The following is a 20311-nucleotide window of genomic DNA, read 5'->3' on the forward strand; positions in this document are numbered from 1 at the left end:
CGATAACAGGATTACATCCGATGGCCAAAAATTACGCTGCGCTGGCGAATGACGTTGTCAGCGCGCTCGGCGGCAGAGACAACATCGTCGCCGTCACCCACTGCATGACGCGACTGCGTTTCGTCCTCAAAGACGAAAGCCTCACCGATGCCCCGCGCCTGAAAAGCATTAACGGCGTGCTCGGCGTGGTCCGCAACGACAACCAGTGCCAGGTGATCATTGGCAACACCGTGTCTCAGGCCTACCGCGAAGTGGTAAGCCTGCTGCCCACCGACCTGCAGCCTGCCGTACCGGAAGGCCCGCAGAAAATGACCCTGCGCCGCATCGGTGCCGGGATCCTCGATGCGCTGATCGGCACCATGTCACCGCTGATCCCGGCGATCATCGGCGGTTCAATGGTCAAACTGCTGGCAATGATCCTGGAGATGACCGGCGCGCTGGAAAAAGGAGCACCGACGCTCACCCTTCTGACGCTGATTGGCGATGGCGCGTTCTTCTTCCTGCCGCTGATGGTCGCCGCCTCTGCCGCAGTGAAATTCAAAACCAACATGTCGCTGGCGATTGCCATCGCGGGCGTGCTGGTACACCCGGGCTTTATCGAACTGATGGCGAAAGCCGCACAGGGCGAGCACGTTGAATTCGCCTTTATTCCGGTGACGGCAGTGAAATACACCTACACGGTCATCCCGGCGCTGGTGATGACCTGGTGCCTGTCGTACATCGAACGCTGGGTTGATCGTATTACGCCGGCGGTCACGAAAAACTTCCTTAAACCGATGCTGATCGTTCTGATTGCCGCCCCGCTCGCCATTGTGCTGATAGGGCCGCTCGGGATCTGGATCGGGAGCGCGATTTCAGCGCTGGTCTACACTATTCACGGCTATCTGGGCTGGCTCTCCGTGGCCATTATGGGCGCCCTCTGGCCGCTGCTGGTGATGACCGGGATGCACCGCGTATTTACGCCGACGATCATTCAGACCATTGCCGAGACGGGCAAAGAGGGAATGGTTATGCCGTCGGAAATCGGAGCCAACCTGTCGCTCGGCGGTTCATCGCTGGCGGTGGCATGGAAAACGAAAAACCCGGAACTGCGCCAGACGGCGCTGGCGGCAGCGGCTTCTGCCATCATGGCAGGCATTTCAGAACCTGCCCTCTATGGTGTGGCGGTACGCCTGAAACGCCCGCTGATTGCGAGCCTTATCAGCGGCTTCATCTGCGGGGCAGTGGCTGGCATAGCCGGTCTTGCCAGCCATTCAATGGCGGCGCCGGGGCTGTTTACCAGCGTACAGTTCTTCGATCCGGCCAACCCAATGACCATCGTCTGGGTATTCGGGATCATGGCGCTGGCGGTTGTGCTCTCGTTTGTTCTGACCCTGATTTTAGGTTTTGAAGATATCCCGGTCGAAGACGACGCTGAGAAAGCACGCGCCCTGCAGAGCGCTCCGGTTCAGGCCAAAGCAGCACAAGTCTAAATTTATAGCGAGGTAAAGATGTCTGTTTTTCCACAAGGATTTTTATGGGGCGGCGCGCTTGCCGCCAACCAGAGTGAAGGGGCTTACCGTGAAGGCGGCAAAGGACTGACGACGGTCGATATGATCCCCCACGGCGCGGATCGTCTGGCGGTGAAGGTCGGTAAGGAAAAACGTTTTACGTTGCGTGACGACGAGTTTTACCCGAGCCACGAGGCGATTGATTTTTACCATCGCTACAAAGAAGACATCGCCCTGATGGCGGAGATGGGCTTTACGGTATTTCGTACCTCGATTGCCTGGAGCCGCCTCTATCCGAACGGCGATGAGCCACTGCCCAATAAAGAGGGGATTGCCTTCTACCGCGCAGTGTTCGAAGAGTGCAAAAAATACAACATCGAACCGTTGGTCACCCTGTGCCATTTCGACGTACCGATGCATCTGGTCACGGAGTATGGATCCTGGCGCAACCGCAAGATGGTCGATTTCTTCGCCCGCTATGCCTGTACCTGTTTCGAAGAATTTAACGGTCTGGTGAAGTACTGGCTCACCTTCAACGAAATCAACATCATGCTGCACAGCCCGTTCTCCGGCGCGGGGCTGGTGTTTGAAGAGGGTGAGAACGAAGATCAGGTGAAATATCAGGCCGCGCATCACGAACTGGTGGCAAGCGCGCTGGCGACCAAAATCGCCCATGAGGTCAACCCGGAAAACCAGGTCGGCTGCATGCTGGCCGGCGGCAACTTCTACCCCTACTCCTGCAAACCGGAAGACGTGTGGATGGCGCTGGAGAAGGACCGCGAAAACCTGTTCTTTATCGACGTGCAGGCGCGCGGCAGCTACCCGGCCTATTCTGCCCGCGTGTTCCGCGAAAAAGGGGTGGTGATTGTCAAAGACCCTGGCGACGATGAACTGCTGAAAAACACCGTCGATTTTGTTTCGTTCAGCTATTACGCCTCGCGCTGCGCGTCGGCGGACATGAACGCCAGTAATACCAATGCGGCGAATATCGTGAAATCCCTGCGCAACCCGCACATCCAGGTCAGCGAATGGGGCTGGGGTATCGACCCACTGGGGCTGCGCATCACCATGAACATGATGTACGACCGCTATCAGAAGCCGCTGTTCCTGGTGGAAAACGGCCTCGGTGCGAAAGACGTTATGGATGAACACGGTGAGATTAATGACGACTACCGTATCAGCTACCTGCGCGAACATATTCGTGCGATGGGCGATGCTATAGAAGACGGTGTGCCGCTGATGGGCTACACCACCTGGGGCTGCATTGATCTGGTGGCCGCATCCACGGGCGAGATGAGCAAACGCTACGGGTTTGTCTATGTTGACCGCGACGACGCGGGCAACGGTACGCTGGACAGAACGCGTAAGAAATCGTTCTGGTGGTATAAGAAGGTCATTGCAAGTAACGGCGCGGATCTGGCGTAGCCTATTGCCCTCGCCCTCTCCCACAGGGCGAGGGCGAGGGAGTGTCCAGGCCGGGTGGAAGCTACCACTACCCGGCACTGCTCACAGTCGGGAAAAACCGCCGTCCCCACGCCATCCGGCAAGCCGGGAGTAAACCTCTTCGACGGCCTTTTTCACCGGCGGCGTCATCGGATAATAAAACCCAACGATGTCCGGCTGAATGCCCAGAAACAATACCTCACCCACGTCGTCTTTAATCTGATCGACCAGATAGTTCAGCGGCATATTGTGGGTGGTCATCATAAACATCTCGGCGATGTCATCCGGATCAATCAGGCGGGTTTCCCCCGGATTAAGTCCCATATCGGTTGCATCCACAATCAGCAGCCTGTCCGGGTGCAGCTCACGGATCGCCACCACATCGTTTTCCGGTGCGCTGCCGCCGTCAATAACCACCCATTCACCCTGCGGATGCGCGGCACACATTTGTGCAAGCAGCGGGCCCGCGCCGTCGTCGCCCATCATGCTGTTGCCGACACACAGTAAAACATCAGTCACGTAATCTCCTCACCATCAGGTAGATGGCACTCTCCTGATGAATATCATGCAGCATGCTGAGCAAAATTTTGCTCCAGGCCTGCTGCTGTGGGGTTTGCACGCTCAGCGCAGCGTCGAAAGCACTGGCGAGCATCGCAATGTGGTTGGCGTCGATAACGATCTCACCGTACTTCGGCACGCCTTCCATTTTGCGGCGCGCCGTACTGCCCTCCGCCAGCGTGGCGATCCACGCCAGATAGTCAGGCCACGGGCAGCTTAATGCCGTTTCGAGACAATCTATCACCCCGAGGTGATGCCCAATGGCCAGGCTGTAATAGACCACCTGCTGCGCCGCATCCGGCGTGGCATCGTTCTCATCAATAAACTTACGGCTCAGCTGACTGAACACCACCGTTTCACTCATCGGATACGCGCCTCTTCCACCACCTGATTCAGGTTCGCGACGATCTCATTAAGACGAGGATCGTTTTCCGCCTCCAGCCAGCGCGTGACCTGATGATCGCCCTGACTCAGCAGACGCAGATAATCGTCGGCAATCTGGCGACCATAGCGATACCCCGCGAGCCGGCGCGCCGTGCGATCGACCTTCACGCGCAGCGGCTGCACCATATCCGGGTGCAGAATTGCGGCAGCCTGGTTGTCGCGTTCACCCGGTTCACGGGCATGTATTTTCTGCTCCAGCAGCCCGAGCGCCATGGCAAAACCGTACAGCGTGGCCGCAGGCGTTGGCGGACAACCGGGAATGTAGACATCCACCGGAACAATTTTATCGGTGCCGCCCCAGACGCAGTACAGGTCATGGAAGATACCGCCGCTGTTGCCGCAGGCACCGTAAGAGATACAGATTTTTGGATCCGGTGCGGACTGCCAGGCACGCAATGCTGGCGATCTCATGGCGCGGGTAACGGCACCGGTAAACAGCAAAATGTCCGCATGACGCGGCGAAGGCACCACTTTAATACCGAAGCGTTCGGCGTCGAACAGGGGCGACAGCGTGGCAAAGATCTCAATCTCACAGCCGTTGCAGCCGCCGCAGTCCACGCGGTACACATAGGCCGAACGTTTAATGTTTTTCAGCAGCGAGGCCTTCATGCTGGCGATGGATTCCTCCACCGTCATCGGCACCGGAATGCCGTTAGCGTCGCGTGGGCCGATCAGGTTTTCCATCAGCTGGCCTCTCTCATATGACGGGTAATATCGATGCGGTCCGACGGCAGCAGGCATTTCTGCCGTTTGCAGTCCGGGCAGGTTTCAAAGCTTTCGCGATGATGCTCCGCGCGGGCATCACCGTTGTGCTGCAACAGCGCGATGGCGTAGTCGATCTCTTTTTGTACGGCAAACGGGCGTTTGCAGACACGGCAGTTACACAGCGCGAAACGCGACTGCTGCAGAAAATCCTCTTTCTTCCAGACCGCCAGCTCGTACTCCTGCGAAAGACGGATCGCCACCGTCGGGCAAACTTCCTCGCAGCGGCCGCAGAAAATGCAGCGCCCGAGGTTGAACTGCCAGGCCAGCTCGCCCGTTTTCAGATCGGTTTCCACCGTCAGGGCATTTGACGGGCAGGCGTTAACGCAGGCAGCACAACCGATGCACTGTTGCGGGTTGTGCTCCGGCTTGCCGCGAAAGTTTTTATCGACCGGCATCGGCTCCAGCGGATAGCGACTGGTCACCGTCCCGGTTTTGATCACTTTTTTGATGAAGGTAAACATGTTGACTCCTGCTTATGTGCTGCCTGTGCTCCGCACCCCGGATCTCTCATCAAAAAGAGGGTCAGGGTGAGGGCATCAGCCTGCACAAAATCCCCTATTTCAGCGGTGAGTTCTTACGCTCGATGCTGTAGCGCTCCAGCTCTTTGTATGGCACCACCTGGCTTTTCTTCTTGCGCACATCCACCACCGTCATGCGGTCGGTGCAGGAATAGCACGGATCGAGGCTGCCAATGATCAGCGGCGCATCGGATACCGTATTGCCGCGCAGCATGTAGCGCAGGGTTGGCCAGTTGGCGTAGGTTGCCGCACGGCAGCGCCAGCGGTAGAGCTTCTGGTTGTCACCGGTCATGCTCCAGTGGATATCGTCTCCACGCGGGGCTTCGGCAAACCCCAGCGCAAAGCGGTTTGGAATGTAGGTGAAGCCCTCGACCATCAGCGGACCGCCCGGCAGATTATCCAGACCGAAGTCGATCATGTTCAGCGCGGTGAAGACCTCGTTGATACGCACCTTCAGACGCGAAATAACGTCGCAACCCTGCTCGCTGTGCACGGTCATAGGCAGCAGGCCGTAGCCGACGAACGGATGATCGGCGCGGGTATCGCGGGCGTGGCCGCTGGCACGAACCATGGGGCCAACGTTACTGAAATCGCGGGCGATTTGCGGATCCAGCCGGCCAATACCGACGGTACGCTGCTCAATGTTCGGCGTGCTGAGCAGCATATCCACCAGCTCCTGAACGTCGCGACGCATCTGCTGCGCCAGCTGGCGGGTCTGGATCATGTCATCTTTCAGCAGATCGCGACGAATCCCGCCGATCAGGTTCAGACCGTATGTTTTACGCGCCCCGGTCAGGATCTCCGCCATCTTCATGGAGGCTTCACGTACGCGGAAAAACTGCATAAAGCCGGAGTCAAAACCGACAAAGTGACAGGCCAGACCGAGGTTCAGCAGGTGCGAGTGCAGACGCTCCACCTCCAGCAGGATGGCGCGGATCATCTGCGCGCGTTCCGGCACCACAATCCCCATGCCGTTCTCCACCGAGGTGGTGTAGGCGGTACTGTGGGCAAACCCGCAGATGCCGCACACGCGGTCAGAGAGGAACGTCACTTCGTTATATCCCATCCGGGTTTCCGCCAGCTTTTCCATCCCGCGATGGACGTAGAACAGGCGGTAGTCGGCATCAATAATATTCTCGCCGTCGACAAACAGGCGGAAGTGGCCCGGCTCGTCAGACGTGACGTGCAGCGGGCCTATCGGCACCACATTGTTCTTTTTGCTGCCGAGCTCATTGATGAACGCGTAAGTCTCGCTGTCGGTGGTCGGGGCCGGACGCTGACGGTAATCCATGCTGTCTTTGCGCAGGGGATAGAGTTCGTCTGGCCAGTCGTCCGGCAGCACCAGACGGCGCTCATCCGGAAGCCCAACCGGGACCAGACCATACATATCGCGCACTTCGCGCTCGCCCCAGACGGCGGCGGGCACGCGCGGGGTGACAGACGGGTATTCCGGTTTGTTAGGATCCACTTCGACACGCACGGTGAGCCAGCACTTCTCGCCCTGCTCCATCGACATCACGTAGTAAACCGCATAGTTTCCGCACAGCTGACGCTCGTCGTTGCCGAACAACACCGACAGCCAGCCGCCCTGCTGGTAGTAGAGAAACTCCACCACTTCCGGCAGGTAGTTCACTTTCACGGTCACCGTTATCTGGTCTTTGGTTTGCCAGGACTCCTCCAGCACCACGCCCGGGAAGGCCTGGTGCAACGCGGCGAGATACTGCTGACCTTTCTTTTCTTCAGACATAAAAACTCTCTTTAATCACGCCACCAGCAAGGAGACGAACGCTAAAAATGCAAAACCAAAACCGGCCCAGGTGATGCGCGACGTCGCCACAAAACGCAGACGCGCCATGCTGTTCTCAAACAGGGCAATCACCAGCACGCCGACAAGTAGCTTGAGCGCGGCAACGACCACCGCCAGCACCAGACCGGCCGCGGAAAAGTGCGTCATCTGCCCCCACGGGAAGAAGACACCGACAAACATCTGCAGCACCACCAGCTGTTTGAGGCTGATGCCCCATTTCAGCACCGCAAAGCCGTAACCGCTGTACTCGGTCAACGGACCTTCCTGCAGCTCCTGCTCCGCTTCCGCGAGGTCGAACGGCAGTTTGCCCATCTCGATAAACGTCGCGAAAGCGCAGGCGCAGAGCGCCAAAAGCAACGGAAGGGAACGGTCCACGGGCCAGTGATACACGGTATGAGTGATAAAGCTGATATGGGTTGACCCCGCGACCTGCGCAGCGACCCACAGGCCGAGCAGCAGGATCGGCTCAACCAGCACGCCGAGCATGGCCTCGCGGCTGGCACCAATCCCGGTAAACGGGCTGCCGGTATCGAGGCCGGCAATCGCGAAGAAGAAACGCGCGATGGCGAAGAGGTAGATAAGCGTAATGAGATCGCCCAGCACCGGCAGTGGCGACCCGACGGTGACGACCGGTAACGCCGTGGCGATGGTGAGCATGACGCCAGCCAGCACAAACGGTGTCAGGCGAAAGACCCATCCTGCCGCGTCCGGGGAAACGCTCTGACGTCCCATCAGCTTGAACAAATCACGGTACTCCTGGAGTACACCAGGCCCGCGACGGTTATGCATCCGGGCACGCGCCACGCGGCTCACCCCGGAGAGCAACGGCGCCATGGCAAATAGCACCAGCGCCTGAAGTATTGCCAGTAACAGACTCATGTCAGGCTCCTCGTGAAATCACAATCACAACCAGTACCGCCAGTTCGATCAACGCCAGTCGGCGGAACAGCACGGGCACGGCAGCGCTCTGCCAGCCCGGCACCCACCCCACCGGGTTAAGCCAGTCCCGCAGTTTCAGCACCGCGGCAAAGTTCTCTTTGACCGGCATGGCAAAGCCGTGCGCTGTGATCACCATGGATTGCTCGTGTGCGTAACCGCAAGCCCAGGCGGTACCGCGTGCGCGGGAGGAGAGGCGATCGCGTCTGAAGAACAGCATCAGCACGAACGGCAGCAGCGGCGCGGCAATCAGCAGCAGCGCAATCATCGGCTGGGACACCGCGGTATGCGCCGTGGTGAGCGGCAGAGGAATGGCGTTACCCAGCAGCGGCAGAAGCCACGGGGCGGCCACCCCGCCCGCGATGCAGCACAGCGCCAGCGCGACAACGCTCGCCCCCATCAATGCCGGTGCACAGCAGGCGTTTTCGGCCTCACGCGTGCGCGGTGCCCCCAGGAAGGTCACGCCGTAAACTTTAGCCATACACATCACCGCCAGCGCACCGGTTATCGCCAGCCCAACCGCCAGCAGCGGGCCGAGCAACCGGGCGATAAACACCTCGCTCTGACCGAGTGCGAAGAAGGACTGATAGATAACCCACTCGCCGGCAAAGCCGTTCAGCGGCGGCAGCGCAGCCATTGCCATCAGCCCCACCAGCATGCACAGAGAGATAACGGGCATTTTTTTGCCGATGCCGCCGAGTTTTTCGATATCGCGATGACCGGTGCGGAACCAGACGCTACCGGCCCCGAGGAACAGGGTGCTTTTAAACAGGCTGTGGTTGATCAGGTGATACAGGCCGCCGATAAAGCCGGCCGCAATCAGCGCCGGTTGATTGAGCGCCAGCCCGGTAACGCCTGCGCCAATACCCAGCAGGATGATGCCGATGTTCTCAAGGGTGTGGTATGCCAGCAGACGCTGGATATTGTGCTCCATCAGGGCGTACAGGCCTCCGACGAAGGCGGTGATCATCCCGGCGACCAGCAGTACAACGCCCCACCACAGCGGTGGCTGCCCACCAGTGAGCGTTATCGTCAGAATGCCGAACAGACCAACCTTCATGACAACCGTCGAGAAGAGCGCTGCGGCAGGCGCGGAGGCATGTGCATGTGCCTGTGGCACCCAGCCGTGCAGCGGGATAATCCCGGCCAGCAGACCAAAGCCGATCACGCCAAGGAGCCAGACATCATTCCCCAGCGACTGACCGTTAAGGGCGGAGAAGTCCAGCGTGCCGAAGCGCTGCCACACCAGCCAGCAGGCCAGTGCCAGCAGCAACGTGCCAAGACGCCCCAGCGCAAACCACAGTTTGCCGGAGGTGCTACAGCCCGTAAGGAATACGCCGCACAGCGCCATGATCTCGGCCATCACCACCAGCGCGCCGAGGTTGCTGGCAGTCACGGTACAGACCGCCGCGGCCATCAGCAGATTGACCAGCAGACCGTTGGGCTGAGTGTGCTGATGACGGTGCCAGTCAATATTAAACAGGCTGATAAACACGCCGCACAGACCAAAGGTCACCAGCCAGATGGCATTCAGCGGCGTAATTTCAACGGTGTGCCGTATCAGCGGCATCACCGCTTCGACAGATTGTCCGCCTGTTAACACGAGGCCACCGGCCACCAGCGTCATCACGCTGCCAACCGCCCCGCCGATACCGGCTATCCAGCCGCTCAGGGTTTTATGGAAAGAGAAGATCAAGGCCAACACAGCGGCGGCGGCAAAATAGGCCACCGCGCTGATAATCATCATCACCGCGTTCATTTCGCCCCCTCGTTCAGCGCCTGAAGCAGAGAAAGATCGCCGAAATCACTGTTAATGGTCAGCTCACGCTTACGTTTACTGGTGCGAACGATGTCGCGAATATTGACCAGAATCAGCGCCTTCGTCGGGCAGGTGCGCACACAGGCTGGCCCTTGTTCATCAAAGCTGCACAGGTCGCATTTGACGGCAACGGCACGCACGCCGGGAACCCAGTCAAGCAGCGTGCTCACCTTCGCCGGCGCAGGTGGCGCTGGCGGCGCTTTCGGGGAGTTGGCATTCGCCGGGATATGCAGCGGACGGCTGCCGGAAAATTCAATCGCGCCGAACGGGCAGGCAATGCCGCACAGTTTGCAGCTCACGCACAGACTTTCATTCAGCTGCACCGCCCCCTCGACACGGGTGATGGCATTAACAGGACAGACTCCCGCGCAGGGGGCATCTTCACAGTGGTGGCAGAGCTGCGGCGCAGACTCTTTTTCATTACGCATGACGCGCAAGCGCGGCATGGACTGTAGCCCGTGCTGACGGTGCGTTTCCGAACAGGCCGCCTCACAGGTTCGACAGCCAATACAGACCGTCGAGTCAGCAATTACAAAACGGTTCACCGGGTCATCCTCTGGTGATAGTCATTTTTGACGAAAAACTGTCTTGTCGACACTTCTCGACACGCAATGGTCAGGCCACGTTCGCTGAGGTATTTCCATCCATCAGCTGTTTCAGGTTGACCGGGAGATCGTGTTCAACAGCGGCGTACAGGCCGTTATAAACCGGCGCGATTTTTTCCAGATAGTGCTCCAGCACCTGCTGGCGATCGCGGTTACTGACGTGACCATCGACCATCCCGTCGGCCATCAGCTGCGCCTTCGCAATACACTGTTTTTCACCTTCTTTTGTTTCGACGTAGTACTCGATGGTGTGGCTGTTGAAGGTGTCTGCCAGGGTGACGTTTATCGTGAAATGGCCGAAGAGCACAAAGCGCATATCCCCCTGCGCTGCACAGCTCATGGCGTGGTGAAGACGGGCTTTTGACAGGGTGATGCCCTGAACCAGAGAGTTGCAGTAAAGGTGCCACTGCTCCTGTAACTGCTGATGGCGCTGCGCAATGTAATCCGCTTTTTCGCTAATTTCCCAAATAGTCATAAAAGGTATCCGGTTAATGGAGATAGCGGCTGTTAAGCAGATTCCATGCCAGTTTTTAATGCATTGATTTTTAAGTATTTTAATCAAAATAAGCGTGTCAATCGCGCCGTGTCGACGTGTCATTTCGACAGCATTGACATCGTCACGCCTTAACAAAAATCAAGCTGGCACCGTTATTGCATTATCGGGGCAATTCATTGAGGAGGCGTCATGCACGAAATCACCCTCTGCCAGCGGGCCGTCGAGTTAATTGAACAGCAGGCGCGGGCAAACAATGCAAAACGCGTCACCGGTGTCTGGCTACAGGTCGGGGCCTTTTCCTGCGTTGAAACCAGCGCCCTGACCTTCTGCTTTGAGCTGGTGTGCCGCGGCACGCTGGCGGAAGGCTGTGAACTGCATATTGAAGAACAGCAGGCGGAGTGCTGGTGCGCGCAGTGTCAGCAATACGTCACTCTGCTTTCATCGAAGGTTCAGCGCTGTCCGCAGTGCCAGAGCAGCGAGCTTCGCATCGTGGCGGATGACGGCATGCAGATCCAACGTCTCGAAATCGAGAAGGAGTAAAATATGTGTAGTACCTGCGGTTGCGCTGAAGGCAACCTGTATATAGAAGGGGATGAACACCGTCCTCACGCCGCGTTTCGCTCCGCACCCTTTTCACCTGCCCCTCGTCCTGCAGCGGCATTAACCGGTATCACCTTCGCCCCCCGACACTCCGCTGCGGGCGACCTGCATTACGGGCATGGCATCGCCGGTACCCACGCGCCGGGGCTCAGCCAGCGTCAGATGCTGGAGGTGGAAATCAACGTTCTGGATAAAAACAACCAGATTGCAGCACGCAACCGCGCCCGCTTTGCCACGCGTAAACAGCTGGTCCTGAACCTGGTCTCCAGCCCCGGCTCCGGCAAAACCACGCTGCTGACACAAACGCTCCACCGCCTGAACGGACGCATCTCCTGCGCGGTGATCGAAGGCGATCAGCAGACGGTGAACGACGCCGCGCGTATTCGCGAAACCGGCACGCCCGCCATTCAGGTTAATACGGGTAAAGGCTGCCATCTGGATGCACAAATGATTGCCGACGCCACGCCGCGCTTGCCGCTTGCGGACAACGGCATCCTGTTTATTGAGAACGTGGGCAACCTGGTCTGTCCGGCCAGCTTCGATCTCGGTGAGCGGCATAAGGTCGCGGTGCTCTCGGTGACCGAAGGTGAAGACAAGCCGCTTAAATATCCGCATATGTTTGCCGCCGCTTCGCTGATGTTGCTGAACAAAGTTGACCTGCTGCCGTACCTGAATTTCGACGTGGATAAATGCATGGCCTATGCCCGTGAAGTGAACCCGGAGATTGACATCATGCTGGTGTCCGCCACCCGCGGCGACGGGATGGACGCCTGGCTGAACTGGCTGGAGAGCGAACGATGTGCATAGGCGTCCCCGGACAAATTCACGCCATTGACGGGAATCAGGCCCGCGTTGAGGTGTGTGGCATATTGCGCGACGTCGACCTGACGCTTGTCGGCAGCACCGACGAAACCGGCGCCTCACGCCTCGGTCAGTGGGTGCTGGTGCACGTGGGGTTTGCCATGAGCATCATCAACGAAGCGGAGGCCCGCGACACGCTCGATGCCCTTCAGAATATGTTCGACGTGGAGCCGGACGTCGGGGCATTGCTGTACGGCGAGGAGCGGTAAACCATGCGCTACGTTGATGAATATCGCGCGCCTGAGCAGGTGATGCAGCTGATTGAACATCTGAAAACACGGGCGGCACGGCTGAGCTATACCGCCGAAAAGCCGCTGCGTATTATGGAAGTCTGCGGCGGGCATACGCATGCCATCTTTAAATTTGGCCTCGACCAGCTTCTGCCGGAAAACATCGAGTTTATCCATGGCCCCGGCTGCCCGGTGTGCGTCCTGCCGATGGGACGCATCGACGCCTGCCTTGAGATAGCCCACCAGCCTGACGTGATTTTCTGTACCTTTGGCGATGCGATGCGCGTGCCGGGCAAAAACGGCTCGCTGCTGCAGGCAAAAGCCCGGGGCGCGGATATCAGGATCGTGTACTCGCCGATGGACGCCCTGACGCTGGCCACCCATAACCCCGGTCGCAAGGTCGTCTTTTTCGGGCTTGGTTTTGAAACCACTATGCCCGCCACGGCCATCACGCTGCAGCAGGCCAAAGCCCGCGACATTGATAACTTTTTCTTTTTTTGCCAGCACATTACGCTCATCCCGACGTTACGCAGCCTGCTTGAAGAGCCGGACAACGGAATTGACGCTTTTCTGGCGCCGGGCCATGTCAGCATGGTTATCGGGACGGCGGCCTACGGCTTTATCGCTGAACAGTTCGAACGGCCTTTAGTGGTGGCTGGTTTCGAACCTCTTGATCTACTGCAAGGCGTGACCATGCTGGTTGAGCAGAAAATAGCAGCCCAGAGTGCAGTAGAAAATCAGTACCGCCGTGTCGTCCCCGACAGTGGAAATGTGGTGGCCCAGCAGGCGATAGCCGAGGTATTTAGCGTCGAGGGCGACAGCGAATGGCGTGGTCTGGGGCTGATTGCTGAGTCCGGCGTGCGCCTGACGCCAGCCTACCGGTCGTTCGACGCCGAAGCCCACTTCCGCCCGCAGCCGCAACAGGTGTGTGACGACCCGCGGGCCCGCTGTGGCGAAGTGCTCACCGGCAAATGCAAACCCCATCACTGCCCGTTATTTGGCAACACCTGTAACCCGCAAACGGCTTTTGGCGCGCTGATGGTCTCTTCCGAAGGGGCGTGTGCCGCGTGGTATCAGTATCGCAATCAGGAGTCTGAAGCATGAATACGGTTGAAATGGCACACGGCAGCGGCGGCCTGGCGATGCAGCAGCTGATTAACCGTCTGTTTATGGACGCGTTTGATAACCCCTGGCTGGCGGAGCAGGAGGATCAGGCCCGCATTGACCTCTCCACCCTGACCGCGCAGGGCGACAGGCTGGCCTTTTCCACCGACAGCTACGTGATTGACCCGCTGTTCTTCCCGGGCGGCGATATCGGCAAGCTCGCGGTCTGCGGTACGGCAAACGACGTGGCCGTCAGCGGTGCTGTTCCGCGCTTTCTCTCCTGCGGCTTTATCCTTGAAGAGGGGCTGCCGATGGAGACGCTCTCTGCGGTTGTCAGCAGCATGGCGCACACGGCACGCGAGGCGGGTATCGCCATCGTCACCGGCGACACCAAAGTGGTCCAGCGTGGCGCAGCCGACAAACTGTTCATCAATACCGCCGGCATGGGGGCGATCCCTGCCGACATTCACTGGGGCGCGCAGCAGCTTGCCGTCGGCGACGTGCTGATCGTCAGCGGATCGCTGGGCTGCCACGGGGCGACGATCCTGAACCTGCGTGAAGGCCTGGGGCTGGACGGAGAATTACGCAGTGATTGCGCGGTACTGACCCCGCTTATCCAGACCCTGCGTTCCCTTCCAGGCGTGAAAGCCCTGCGCGATGCGACCCGCGGCGGGGTTAACGCCGTGGTACATGAGTTCGCGGCACGCTGCGGTCTGGGTATTGAACTCACTGAACGCGCGCTGCCCGTTAAGCCTGCCGTTCGCGGCTTGTGCGAACTCCTCGGGCTCGACCCGCTAAACTTTGCAAATGAAGGCAAGCTGGTCATTGGCGTGGAGCGCGCGGCGGCCGAATCCGTACTTGAACAGCTGCGGGCACATCCTTTCGGGAAAGAGGCCGCGCTGGTTGGTGAAGTGGTTGAGCGCAAAGGGGTACGCCTGACCGGGTTGTATGGCGTCAAGCGGACGCTGGATCTGCCGCACGCGGAACCTTTACCCCGCATTTGCTAGAACCGCGCCAAAAGCGGTCAGCACTGACTTTCTCTTTTTTGCCAGTTTCTATTGGAAAGCAATATGCCGTATACACCGATGAGCGATCTTGGACAGCAGGGCCTGTTTGACATTACGCGCACACTTTTACAGCAGCCCGATCTTGGCGCGCTGAGCGATGCCCTGACGCGGCTGGTCAGGCAATCAGCGCTGGCAGACAGCGCCGCAATTGTGCTCTGGCATAGCGCAAGCCATCGCGCGAGCTACTATTCAACGCGCGACAATGGCAAAGCGTTTGAGTACGAGGATGAAACCTACCTCGCTCATGGTCCTGTCCGGCGTATTCTTTCCCGCCCGGAGGCGCTGCACTGCAATTTTGAGGAATTCCGCGAAGCGTGGCCGATGCTGGCGCAGAGTCAGTTATACCCGCCTTTCGGCCACTACAGCCTGCTGCCACTGGCGGTGGAAGGGCATATCTTCGGCGGCTGCGAGTTTATTCGTCACACCGACCAGCCGTGGAGCGAGGCGGAATACGAGCGTCTGCACACCTTCACCCAGATTGTGGCCGTGGTCGCAGAGCAAATTCAAAGCCGCGTCACCAATAATGTGGATTACGACCTGCTGAGCCGCGAACGTGACAATTTCCGGATCCTGGTGGCCATCACCAACGCGGTGCTTTCGCGCCTCGATATGGATGAGCTGGTCAGCGAAGTCTCAAAAGAGATCCACCACTATTTCAAAATCGACGCCATCAGTATTGCGCTCCGGGGGCACCGGAAAGGCAAGCTGAACATCTACTCCACCCACTATCTTGATGAGGCAAATCCCGCCCACGAACAGAGTGAAGTGGATGAGGCGGGCACGCTCTCTGAGCGGGTATTTAAAAGCAAAGAGATCCTGCTGCTCAACCTCAACGAGCAGGATGCGCTCGCGCCTTATGAGCGGATGCTGTTTAACACCTGGGGGAATAAAATCCAGACGCTGTGCCTGCTGCCGCTGATGTCCGGCAATACTATGCTTGGTGTCCTGAAGCTGGCGCAGTGTGAAGAGGGCGTCTTTACCACCGCCAACCTGAAACTGTTGCGCCAGATTGCCGAGCGTATCTCCATCGCACTGGATAACGCGCTGGCCTATCAGGAGATCCACCGTCTGAAAGAACGGCTGGTGGATGAAAACCTGGCGCTGACGGAACAGCTTAACAACGTGGACAGCGAGTTTGGCGAAATCATCGGCCGCAGCGATGCCATGTACAGCGTGCTGAAACAGGTGGAGATGGTGGCGCAAAGTGACAGTACGGTGCTGATCCTCGGTGAAACCGGCACCGGTAAAGAGCTGATTGCCCGTGCGATCCACAACCTCAGCAACCGTAACAGCCGCCGCATGGTGAAGATGAACTGCGCCGCTATGCCCGCAGGCCTGCTGGAAAGCGATCTCTTTGGCCACGAACGCGGCGCGTTTACCGGTGCCAGCAGCCAGCGCCTGGGCCGTTTCGAGCTGGCGGACAAAAGCTCGTTGTTCCTTGATGAAGTGGGTGACATGCCTCTGGAGCTGCAGCCCAAACTGCTTCGCGTCCTGCAGGAGCAGGAGTTTGAACGTCTTGGCAGTAACAAACTTATCCAGACTGACGTGCGGCTCATTGCCGCCACCAACCGCGACCTGAAAAAAATGGTCGCCGACCGCGAGTTTCGAAGCGACCTCTATTATCGCCTGAACGTCTTCCCAATCTGCCTGCCGCCCCTGCGTGAACGGCCGGAAGATATCCCTCTACTGGTCAAAGCGTTTACCGCCAAAATAGCCCGCCGGATGGGCCGCAACATCGACAGTATCCCCGCCGAGACGCTACGTACCCTCTCCTCGATGGAGTGGCCGGGTAACGTGCGTGAACTGGAAAACGTCATTGAACGTGCGGTATTGCTGACGCGCGGTAACGTACTGCAACTCTCCCTGCCCGAAGTTTCCCTGCCCGAAACCCCGGTTACAGCCACCGACGTGGCGCAGGAAGGTGAAGACGAATATCAGCTGATCATGCGCGTGCTGAAAGAGACTAACGGTGTCGTGGCCGGACCGAAAGGTGCCGCCCAGCGACTGGGGCTAAAACGCACCACGCTGCTGTCGCGCATGAAACGTCTCGGGATTGATAAAGAGAGCCTGGTGTAGCGTCATTCTGGCTGAGATCCCGCATGCAGGCGTTGGGATACGGTCGTCAGCGAAGCGCCTGAACGGTTACTTTTTCGGGCGATACTTTTCCGGTAATTCCGGTACCGGGCGACGGTCATCCATCAGGTGGCGTACCGTCAGGATGGGATGACGCCATAACATGCGTGGGCCAGCCCAGCGCATCACCTGCTTCATCTCTTCGCGCCTGGCAGGCTGATAGCAGTGAACGGGGCACTGTTTACAGGCGGGTTTTTCCTCACCAAAAACGCATTTATCCAGGCGCTTATTGGCATACGCTTTCAGCGCCTGATAATGCCCCTCTTCCTGCGAAGCCTGGGGACACTGTGTTTCATACAGCGCGATCATTTTCGCGATCGTCTCTTTCTCACGTGTAATGCGTTTTCCGGACATAACGGCTCACCAGATAATAAAGTGCATTTATAATACGCCTTTCAGCTACTGATTTCAGGTGTTGCATTCTGTTTTCTGAAGGCTGATTCCAGTATTAAGCCCACACCTGCAGTAAATCACTGGTATTTTATACAGCATCAGGAATGACCCTTGTCCACGTTGTCCGGAGGCCGTATGCACAAGATCGCTATCACCAAATCCTATCGTCATTTGAAAGTGGGGTATTTCAGAAAGCGTCATGAAGACCGTAACACCAAGATACCCAAACGCTACAGCGTGCATGCGGCGCTGAGCTTAAAGGGCGACTGGCTTGAAAAAGCGGGGTTTACCACCCATTCGCAGGTCAGAGTGGGGGTTGAGCATGGAAAAATTGTCATTGAGTTAGTGCAGGAAGGCACCTCGTAATGCCGCGACATTTTTCTGCGCCGTACCTTTTTTTCATGCGACAATAGAAGGAACTAACGGCCACTGAGCCGCCCAAAGCGTATTATTTTCAAAGAAATGGACATCATAACTCCATGAGCACAATCGACAATTTCGACGCACATACGCCGATGATGCAGCAGTACCTGAAGCTGAAAGCACAGCATCCGGAAATCTTGCTGTTCTACCGTATGGGCGATTTTTACGAGCTATTTTATGACGATGCCAGACGTGCGTCGCAGCTGCTCGACATCTCGCTGACCCGGCGTGGCGCATCTGCAGGCGAGCCCATTCCCATGGCCGGTATTCCGCATCACGCGGTAGAAAACTACCTTGCGAAACTGGTGAATCAGGGTGAGTCAGTCGCCATTTGCGAACAGATCGGCGATCCGGCAACGTCAAAAGGACCGGTTGAGCGCAAAGTCGTGCGCATCGTCACGCCTGGTACGATCAGCGACGAAGCCCTGCTGCAGGAGCGTCAGGATAACCTGCTGGCAGCACTGTGGCAGGACGGCAAAGGTTTCGGTTATGCGACGCTGGATATCAGCTCCGGACGTTTTCGTCTGAGCGAACCGGCAGATCGTGAAACGATGGCGGCTGAATTGCAGCGCACGAACCCGGCAGAACTGCTCTATGCCGAAGATTTTGCCGAGATGGCGCTGATTGAAGGCCGCCGCGGTCTGCGCCGTCGTCCGCTGTGGGAGTTCGAAATTGATACCGCGCGCCAGCAGTTGAATCTGCAGTTTGGCACCCGCGATCTGATTGGCTTTGGTGTGGAAAATGCCCCGCGCGGACTGTGTGCCGCGGGTTGCCTGCTGCAGTACGTCAAAGATACTCAGCGCACCACCCTGCCGCATATCCGCTCGATCACGATGGAGCGGCAGCAGGACAGCATCATTATGGATGCCGCGACGCGTCGTAATCTGGAGATCACCCAGAATCTGGCCGGAGGCATGGAAAACACCCTCGCTTCCGTCCTCGACAGCACGGTGACGCCGATGGGCAGCCGTATGTTAAAACGCTGGCTGCATATGCCCATTCGCGATACCGACACGCTTACCTGTCGTCAGCAGACGATTGCCGCGTTGCAGGATCGCTACAGTGAACTGCAGCCCGTGCTGCGTCAGGTCGGCGATCTGGAGCGTATTCTTGCGCGTCTGGCGCTGCGTACGGCACGTCCGCGCGACCTCGCCCGCATGCGTCATGCCTTCCAGCAGTTGCCGGAATTGCGCAGCCTGCTCGCCGATGTGGATAGCGCGCCGGTGCAGAAACTGCGTGAAACCATGGGTGAATTTAGCGAGCTGCGCGAGCTGCTCGAACGCGCCATTATTGACGCACCTCCGGTTCTGGTGCGTGACGGCGGCGTAATTGCCCCGGGCTACAACGAAGAGCTGGATGAATGGCGTGCGCTGGCCGACGGTGCCACGGACTACCTGGATAAGCTGGAAATTCGCGAGCGCGAACGCCTTGGGCTCGACACCCTCAAAGTGGGCTATAACGCGGTTCACGGTTACTACATTCAGATCAGCCGTGGACAAAGCCATCTGGCCCCCATCCACTACGTGCGCCGCCAGACGCTGAAAAACGCTGAGCGTTACATTATCCCTGAACTGAAAGAGTACGAGGACAAAGTTCTCACCTCGAAAGGCAAGGCGCTGGCGCTGGAGAAACAGCTGTATGAAGAGCTGTTCGACATGCTGATGCCGCACCTTGCAGACCTGCAGTCAAGCGCCAGTGCGCTGGCAGAGCTGGACGTGCTGGTCAACCTGGCAGAACGCGCTGAAACGCTGAACTACACCTGCCCGACCTTTACCGATAAACCCGGTATTCGCATCACCGAAGGCCGTCATCCGGTTGTGGAACGGGTGCTGAACGAGCCGTTCATCGCCAACCCGCTAAGCCTGTCGCCGCAGAGAAGAATGCTGATCATTACCGGTCCAAACATGGGCGGTAAAAGTACCTATATGCGCCAGACAGCGCTTATTGCTCTGCTCGCCTATATCGGCAGCTACGTTCCTGCGCAAAAAGTGGAGATTGGCCCTATCGACCGTATCTTTACCCGTGTCGGGGCAGCGGACGATCTGGCCAGCGGCCGCTCAACCTTTATGGTGGAGATGACCGAAACCGCCAATATTCTGCATAACGCGACCGAATACAGCCTGGTATTGATGGATGAAGTCGGGCGCGGAACATCAACCTATGATGGTCTGTCACTGGCATGGGCCTGCGCTGAAAACCTTGCCAATAAGATCAAGGCAATGACGCTGTTCGCAACCCACTATTTCGAGCTGACACAGTTGCCAGAAAAGATGGAAGGCGTGGCAAACGTCCACCTCGATGCGCTGGAACACGGCGATACCATCGCCTTTATGCACACCGTACAGGATGGTGCCGCGAGCAAGAGCTATGGCCTGGCCGTGGCCGCGCTGGCGGGGGTTCCAAAAGAGGTGATCAAACGTGCGCGCCAGAAATTGCGTGAGCTGGAGAGCCTGTCACCGAATGCCGCGGCCACGCAGATTGATGGCACGCAAATGTCATTGCTAGCCCCGGCAGAAGAGACGTCACCGGCCGTTGAGGCACTGGAAAATCTCGATCCGGACTCGCTCACGCCGCGTCAGGCGCTGGAGTGGATTTATCGCCTGAAAAGCCTGGTGTAGT

The 20311-nt window shown here is 58.2% G+C and carries 20 protein-coding genes; 10 read left to right on the forward strand and 10 right to left on the reverse strand.

Going from position 1 to position 20311, the window contains the following annotated elements; genetic code table 11:
* Positions 1–20 precede the first annotated feature (20 nt).
* Positions 21–1472 (forward strand): PTS cellobiose/arbutin/salicin transporter subunit IIBC, encoded by a 1452-nt coding sequence (ascF, locus tag ACN9MQ_RS17735; protein ID WP_073396500.1) that lies wholly within the window; start codon positions 21–23, stop codon positions 1470–1472.
* A gap of 18 nt (positions 1473–1490) precedes the next feature.
* The gene (locus ACN9MQ_RS17740) at positions 1491–2915 is read left to right on the forward strand and encodes a 6-phospho-beta-glucosidase (RefSeq protein ID WP_073396499.1); all 1425 of its coding nucleotides are present in this window, start codon (positions 1491–1493) and stop codon (positions 2913–2915) included.
* An 81-nt stretch (positions 2916–2996) separates the two neighbouring features.
* Here ACN9MQ_RS17740 and hycI read toward each other — a convergent pair whose 3' ends face one another.
* The 9 genes from hycI to hycA all read right to left on the reverse strand — a co-directional run bounded on the left by hycI (position 2997) and on the right by hycA (position 10860).
* The gene (gene hycI / locus ACN9MQ_RS17745; protein ID WP_426021180.1) at positions 2997–3452 is read right to left on the reverse strand and encodes a hydrogenase maturation peptidase HycI; all 456 of its coding nucleotides are present in this window, start codon (positions 3450–3452) and stop codon (positions 2997–2999) included.
* Complete coding sequence (locus ACN9MQ_RS17750) at positions 3445–3855, reverse strand: formate hydrogenlyase maturation HycH family protein (protein ID WP_047956020.1); 411 nt, start codon at positions 3853–3855, stop codon at positions 3445–3447. The genes hycI and ACN9MQ_RS17750 overlap by 8 nt, the downstream gene beginning before the upstream one ends.
* Entirely contained in the window at positions 3852–4619 is a 768-nt protein-coding gene (locus tag ACN9MQ_RS17755) for an NADH-quinone oxidoreductase subunit B family protein (protein WP_014171362.1), read from the reverse strand. Before ACN9MQ_RS17755 ends, ACN9MQ_RS17750 begins: the two co-directional genes overlap by 4 nt.
* Entirely contained in the window at positions 4619–5161 is a 543-nt protein-coding gene (locus ACN9MQ_RS17760; RefSeq protein WP_014171363.1) for a formate hydrogenlyase complex iron-sulfur subunit, read from the reverse strand. Before ACN9MQ_RS17760 ends, ACN9MQ_RS17755 begins: the two co-directional genes overlap by 1 nt.
* A 94-nt stretch (positions 5162–5255) precedes the next feature.
* Entirely contained in the window at positions 5256–6965 is a 1710-nt protein-coding gene (hycE, locus tag ACN9MQ_RS17765; RefSeq protein ID WP_020883834.1) for a formate hydrogenlyase subunit HycE, read from the reverse strand.
* A 15-nt stretch (positions 6966–6980) separates the two neighbouring features.
* Positions 6981–7904, reverse strand: a complete 924-nt coding sequence (locus tag ACN9MQ_RS17770; protein WP_014171366.1) for a respiratory chain complex I subunit 1 family protein — start codon at positions 7902–7904, stop codon at positions 6981–6983.
* 1 nt (position 7905) lies between these two features.
* Positions 7906–9720 (reverse strand): formate hydrogenlyase subunit 3, encoded by a 1815-nt coding sequence (gene hycC, locus ACN9MQ_RS17775; RefSeq protein WP_151711776.1) that lies wholly within the window; start codon positions 9718–9720, stop codon positions 7906–7908.
* A complete protein-coding gene (locus ACN9MQ_RS17780; RefSeq protein WP_014171368.1) occupies positions 9717–10325 on the reverse strand; it encodes a 4Fe-4S dicluster domain-containing protein in 609 nt (202 codons plus the stop codon). Before ACN9MQ_RS17780 ends, hycC begins: the two co-directional genes overlap by 4 nt.
* A 70-nt stretch (positions 10326–10395) precedes the next feature.
* The gene (gene hycA, locus ACN9MQ_RS17785) at positions 10396–10860 is read right to left on the reverse strand and encodes a formate hydrogenlyase regulator HycA (protein ID WP_020883831.1); all 465 of its coding nucleotides are present in this window, start codon (positions 10858–10860) and stop codon (positions 10396–10398) included.
* Positions 10861–11070: 210 nt separating this feature from the next.
* Between hycA and hypA the strand changes: the two genes are divergently transcribed.
* The 6 genes from hypA (at position 11071) to flhA (ending at position 16819) form a co-directional block, all read left to right on the forward strand.
* Complete coding sequence (gene hypA, locus ACN9MQ_RS17790) at positions 11071–11421, forward strand: hydrogenase maturation nickel metallochaperone HypA (protein ID WP_014171370.1); 351 nt, start codon at positions 11071–11073, stop codon at positions 11419–11421.
* Positions 11422–11424: 3 nt separating this feature from the next.
* Positions 11425–12288 carry a hydrogenase nickel incorporation protein HypB gene (gene hypB / locus ACN9MQ_RS17795; RefSeq protein WP_014171371.1) on the forward strand — a complete coding sequence of 288 codons (864 nt, stop codon included), beginning with the start codon at positions 11425–11427 and terminating at the stop codon, positions 12286–12288.
* Complete coding sequence (locus ACN9MQ_RS17800; protein WP_014171373.1) at positions 12279–12551, forward strand: HypC/HybG/HupF family hydrogenase formation chaperone; 273 nt, start codon at positions 12279–12281, stop codon at positions 12549–12551. The genes hypB and ACN9MQ_RS17800 overlap by 10 nt, the downstream gene beginning before the upstream one ends.
* A gap of 3 nt (positions 12552–12554) precedes the next feature.
* Positions 12555–13676, forward strand: coding sequence for a hydrogenase formation protein HypD (gene hypD / locus ACN9MQ_RS17805; RefSeq protein WP_272755719.1), 1122 nt, complete (start codon positions 12555–12557; stop codon positions 13674–13676).
* Positions 13673–14683: a hydrogenase expression/formation protein HypE gene (gene hypE, locus ACN9MQ_RS17810; RefSeq protein ID WP_032678856.1), complete on the forward strand. Its 1011-nt coding sequence runs from the start codon at positions 13673–13675 to the stop codon at positions 14681–14683. Before hypD ends, hypE begins: the two co-directional genes overlap by 4 nt.
* Before the next feature lie 63 nt (positions 14684–14746).
* On the forward strand, positions 14747–16819 hold the full coding sequence (flhA, locus tag ACN9MQ_RS17815) for a formate hydrogenlyase transcriptional activator FlhA (RefSeq protein WP_020883827.1): 2073 nt from the start codon (positions 14747–14749) through the stop codon (positions 16817–16819).
* Between the two features lie 66 nt (positions 16820–16885).
* On the opposite strand, the gene ACN9MQ_RS17820 is transcribed toward flhA, so the two are convergent.
* A complete protein-coding gene (locus tag ACN9MQ_RS17820) occupies positions 16886–17230 on the reverse strand; it encodes a nitrous oxide-stimulated promoter family protein (protein WP_040018915.1) in 345 nt (114 codons plus the stop codon).
* 174 nt (positions 17231–17404) lie between these two features.
* Between ACN9MQ_RS17820 and ACN9MQ_RS17825 the strand changes: the two genes are divergently transcribed.
* Both ACN9MQ_RS17825 and mutS read left to right on the forward strand, forming a co-directional pair.
* Positions 17405–17635: a SymE family type I addiction module toxin gene (locus ACN9MQ_RS17825; protein WP_032678858.1), complete on the forward strand. Its 231-nt coding sequence runs from the start codon at positions 17405–17407 to the stop codon at positions 17633–17635.
* A gap of 113 nt (positions 17636–17748) precedes the next feature.
* Positions 17749–20310 carry a DNA mismatch repair protein MutS gene (mutS, locus tag ACN9MQ_RS17830; RefSeq protein WP_044857871.1) on the forward strand — a complete coding sequence of 854 codons (2562 nt, stop codon included), beginning with the start codon at positions 17749–17751 and terminating at the stop codon, positions 20308–20310.
* Position 20311 lies beyond the last annotated feature (1 nt).

The organism is Enterobacter sp. R-25 (assembly GCF_049913205.1).
Taxonomy (GTDB): domain Bacteria; phylum Pseudomonadota; class Gammaproteobacteria; order Enterobacterales; family Enterobacteriaceae; genus Enterobacter; species Enterobacter ludwigii.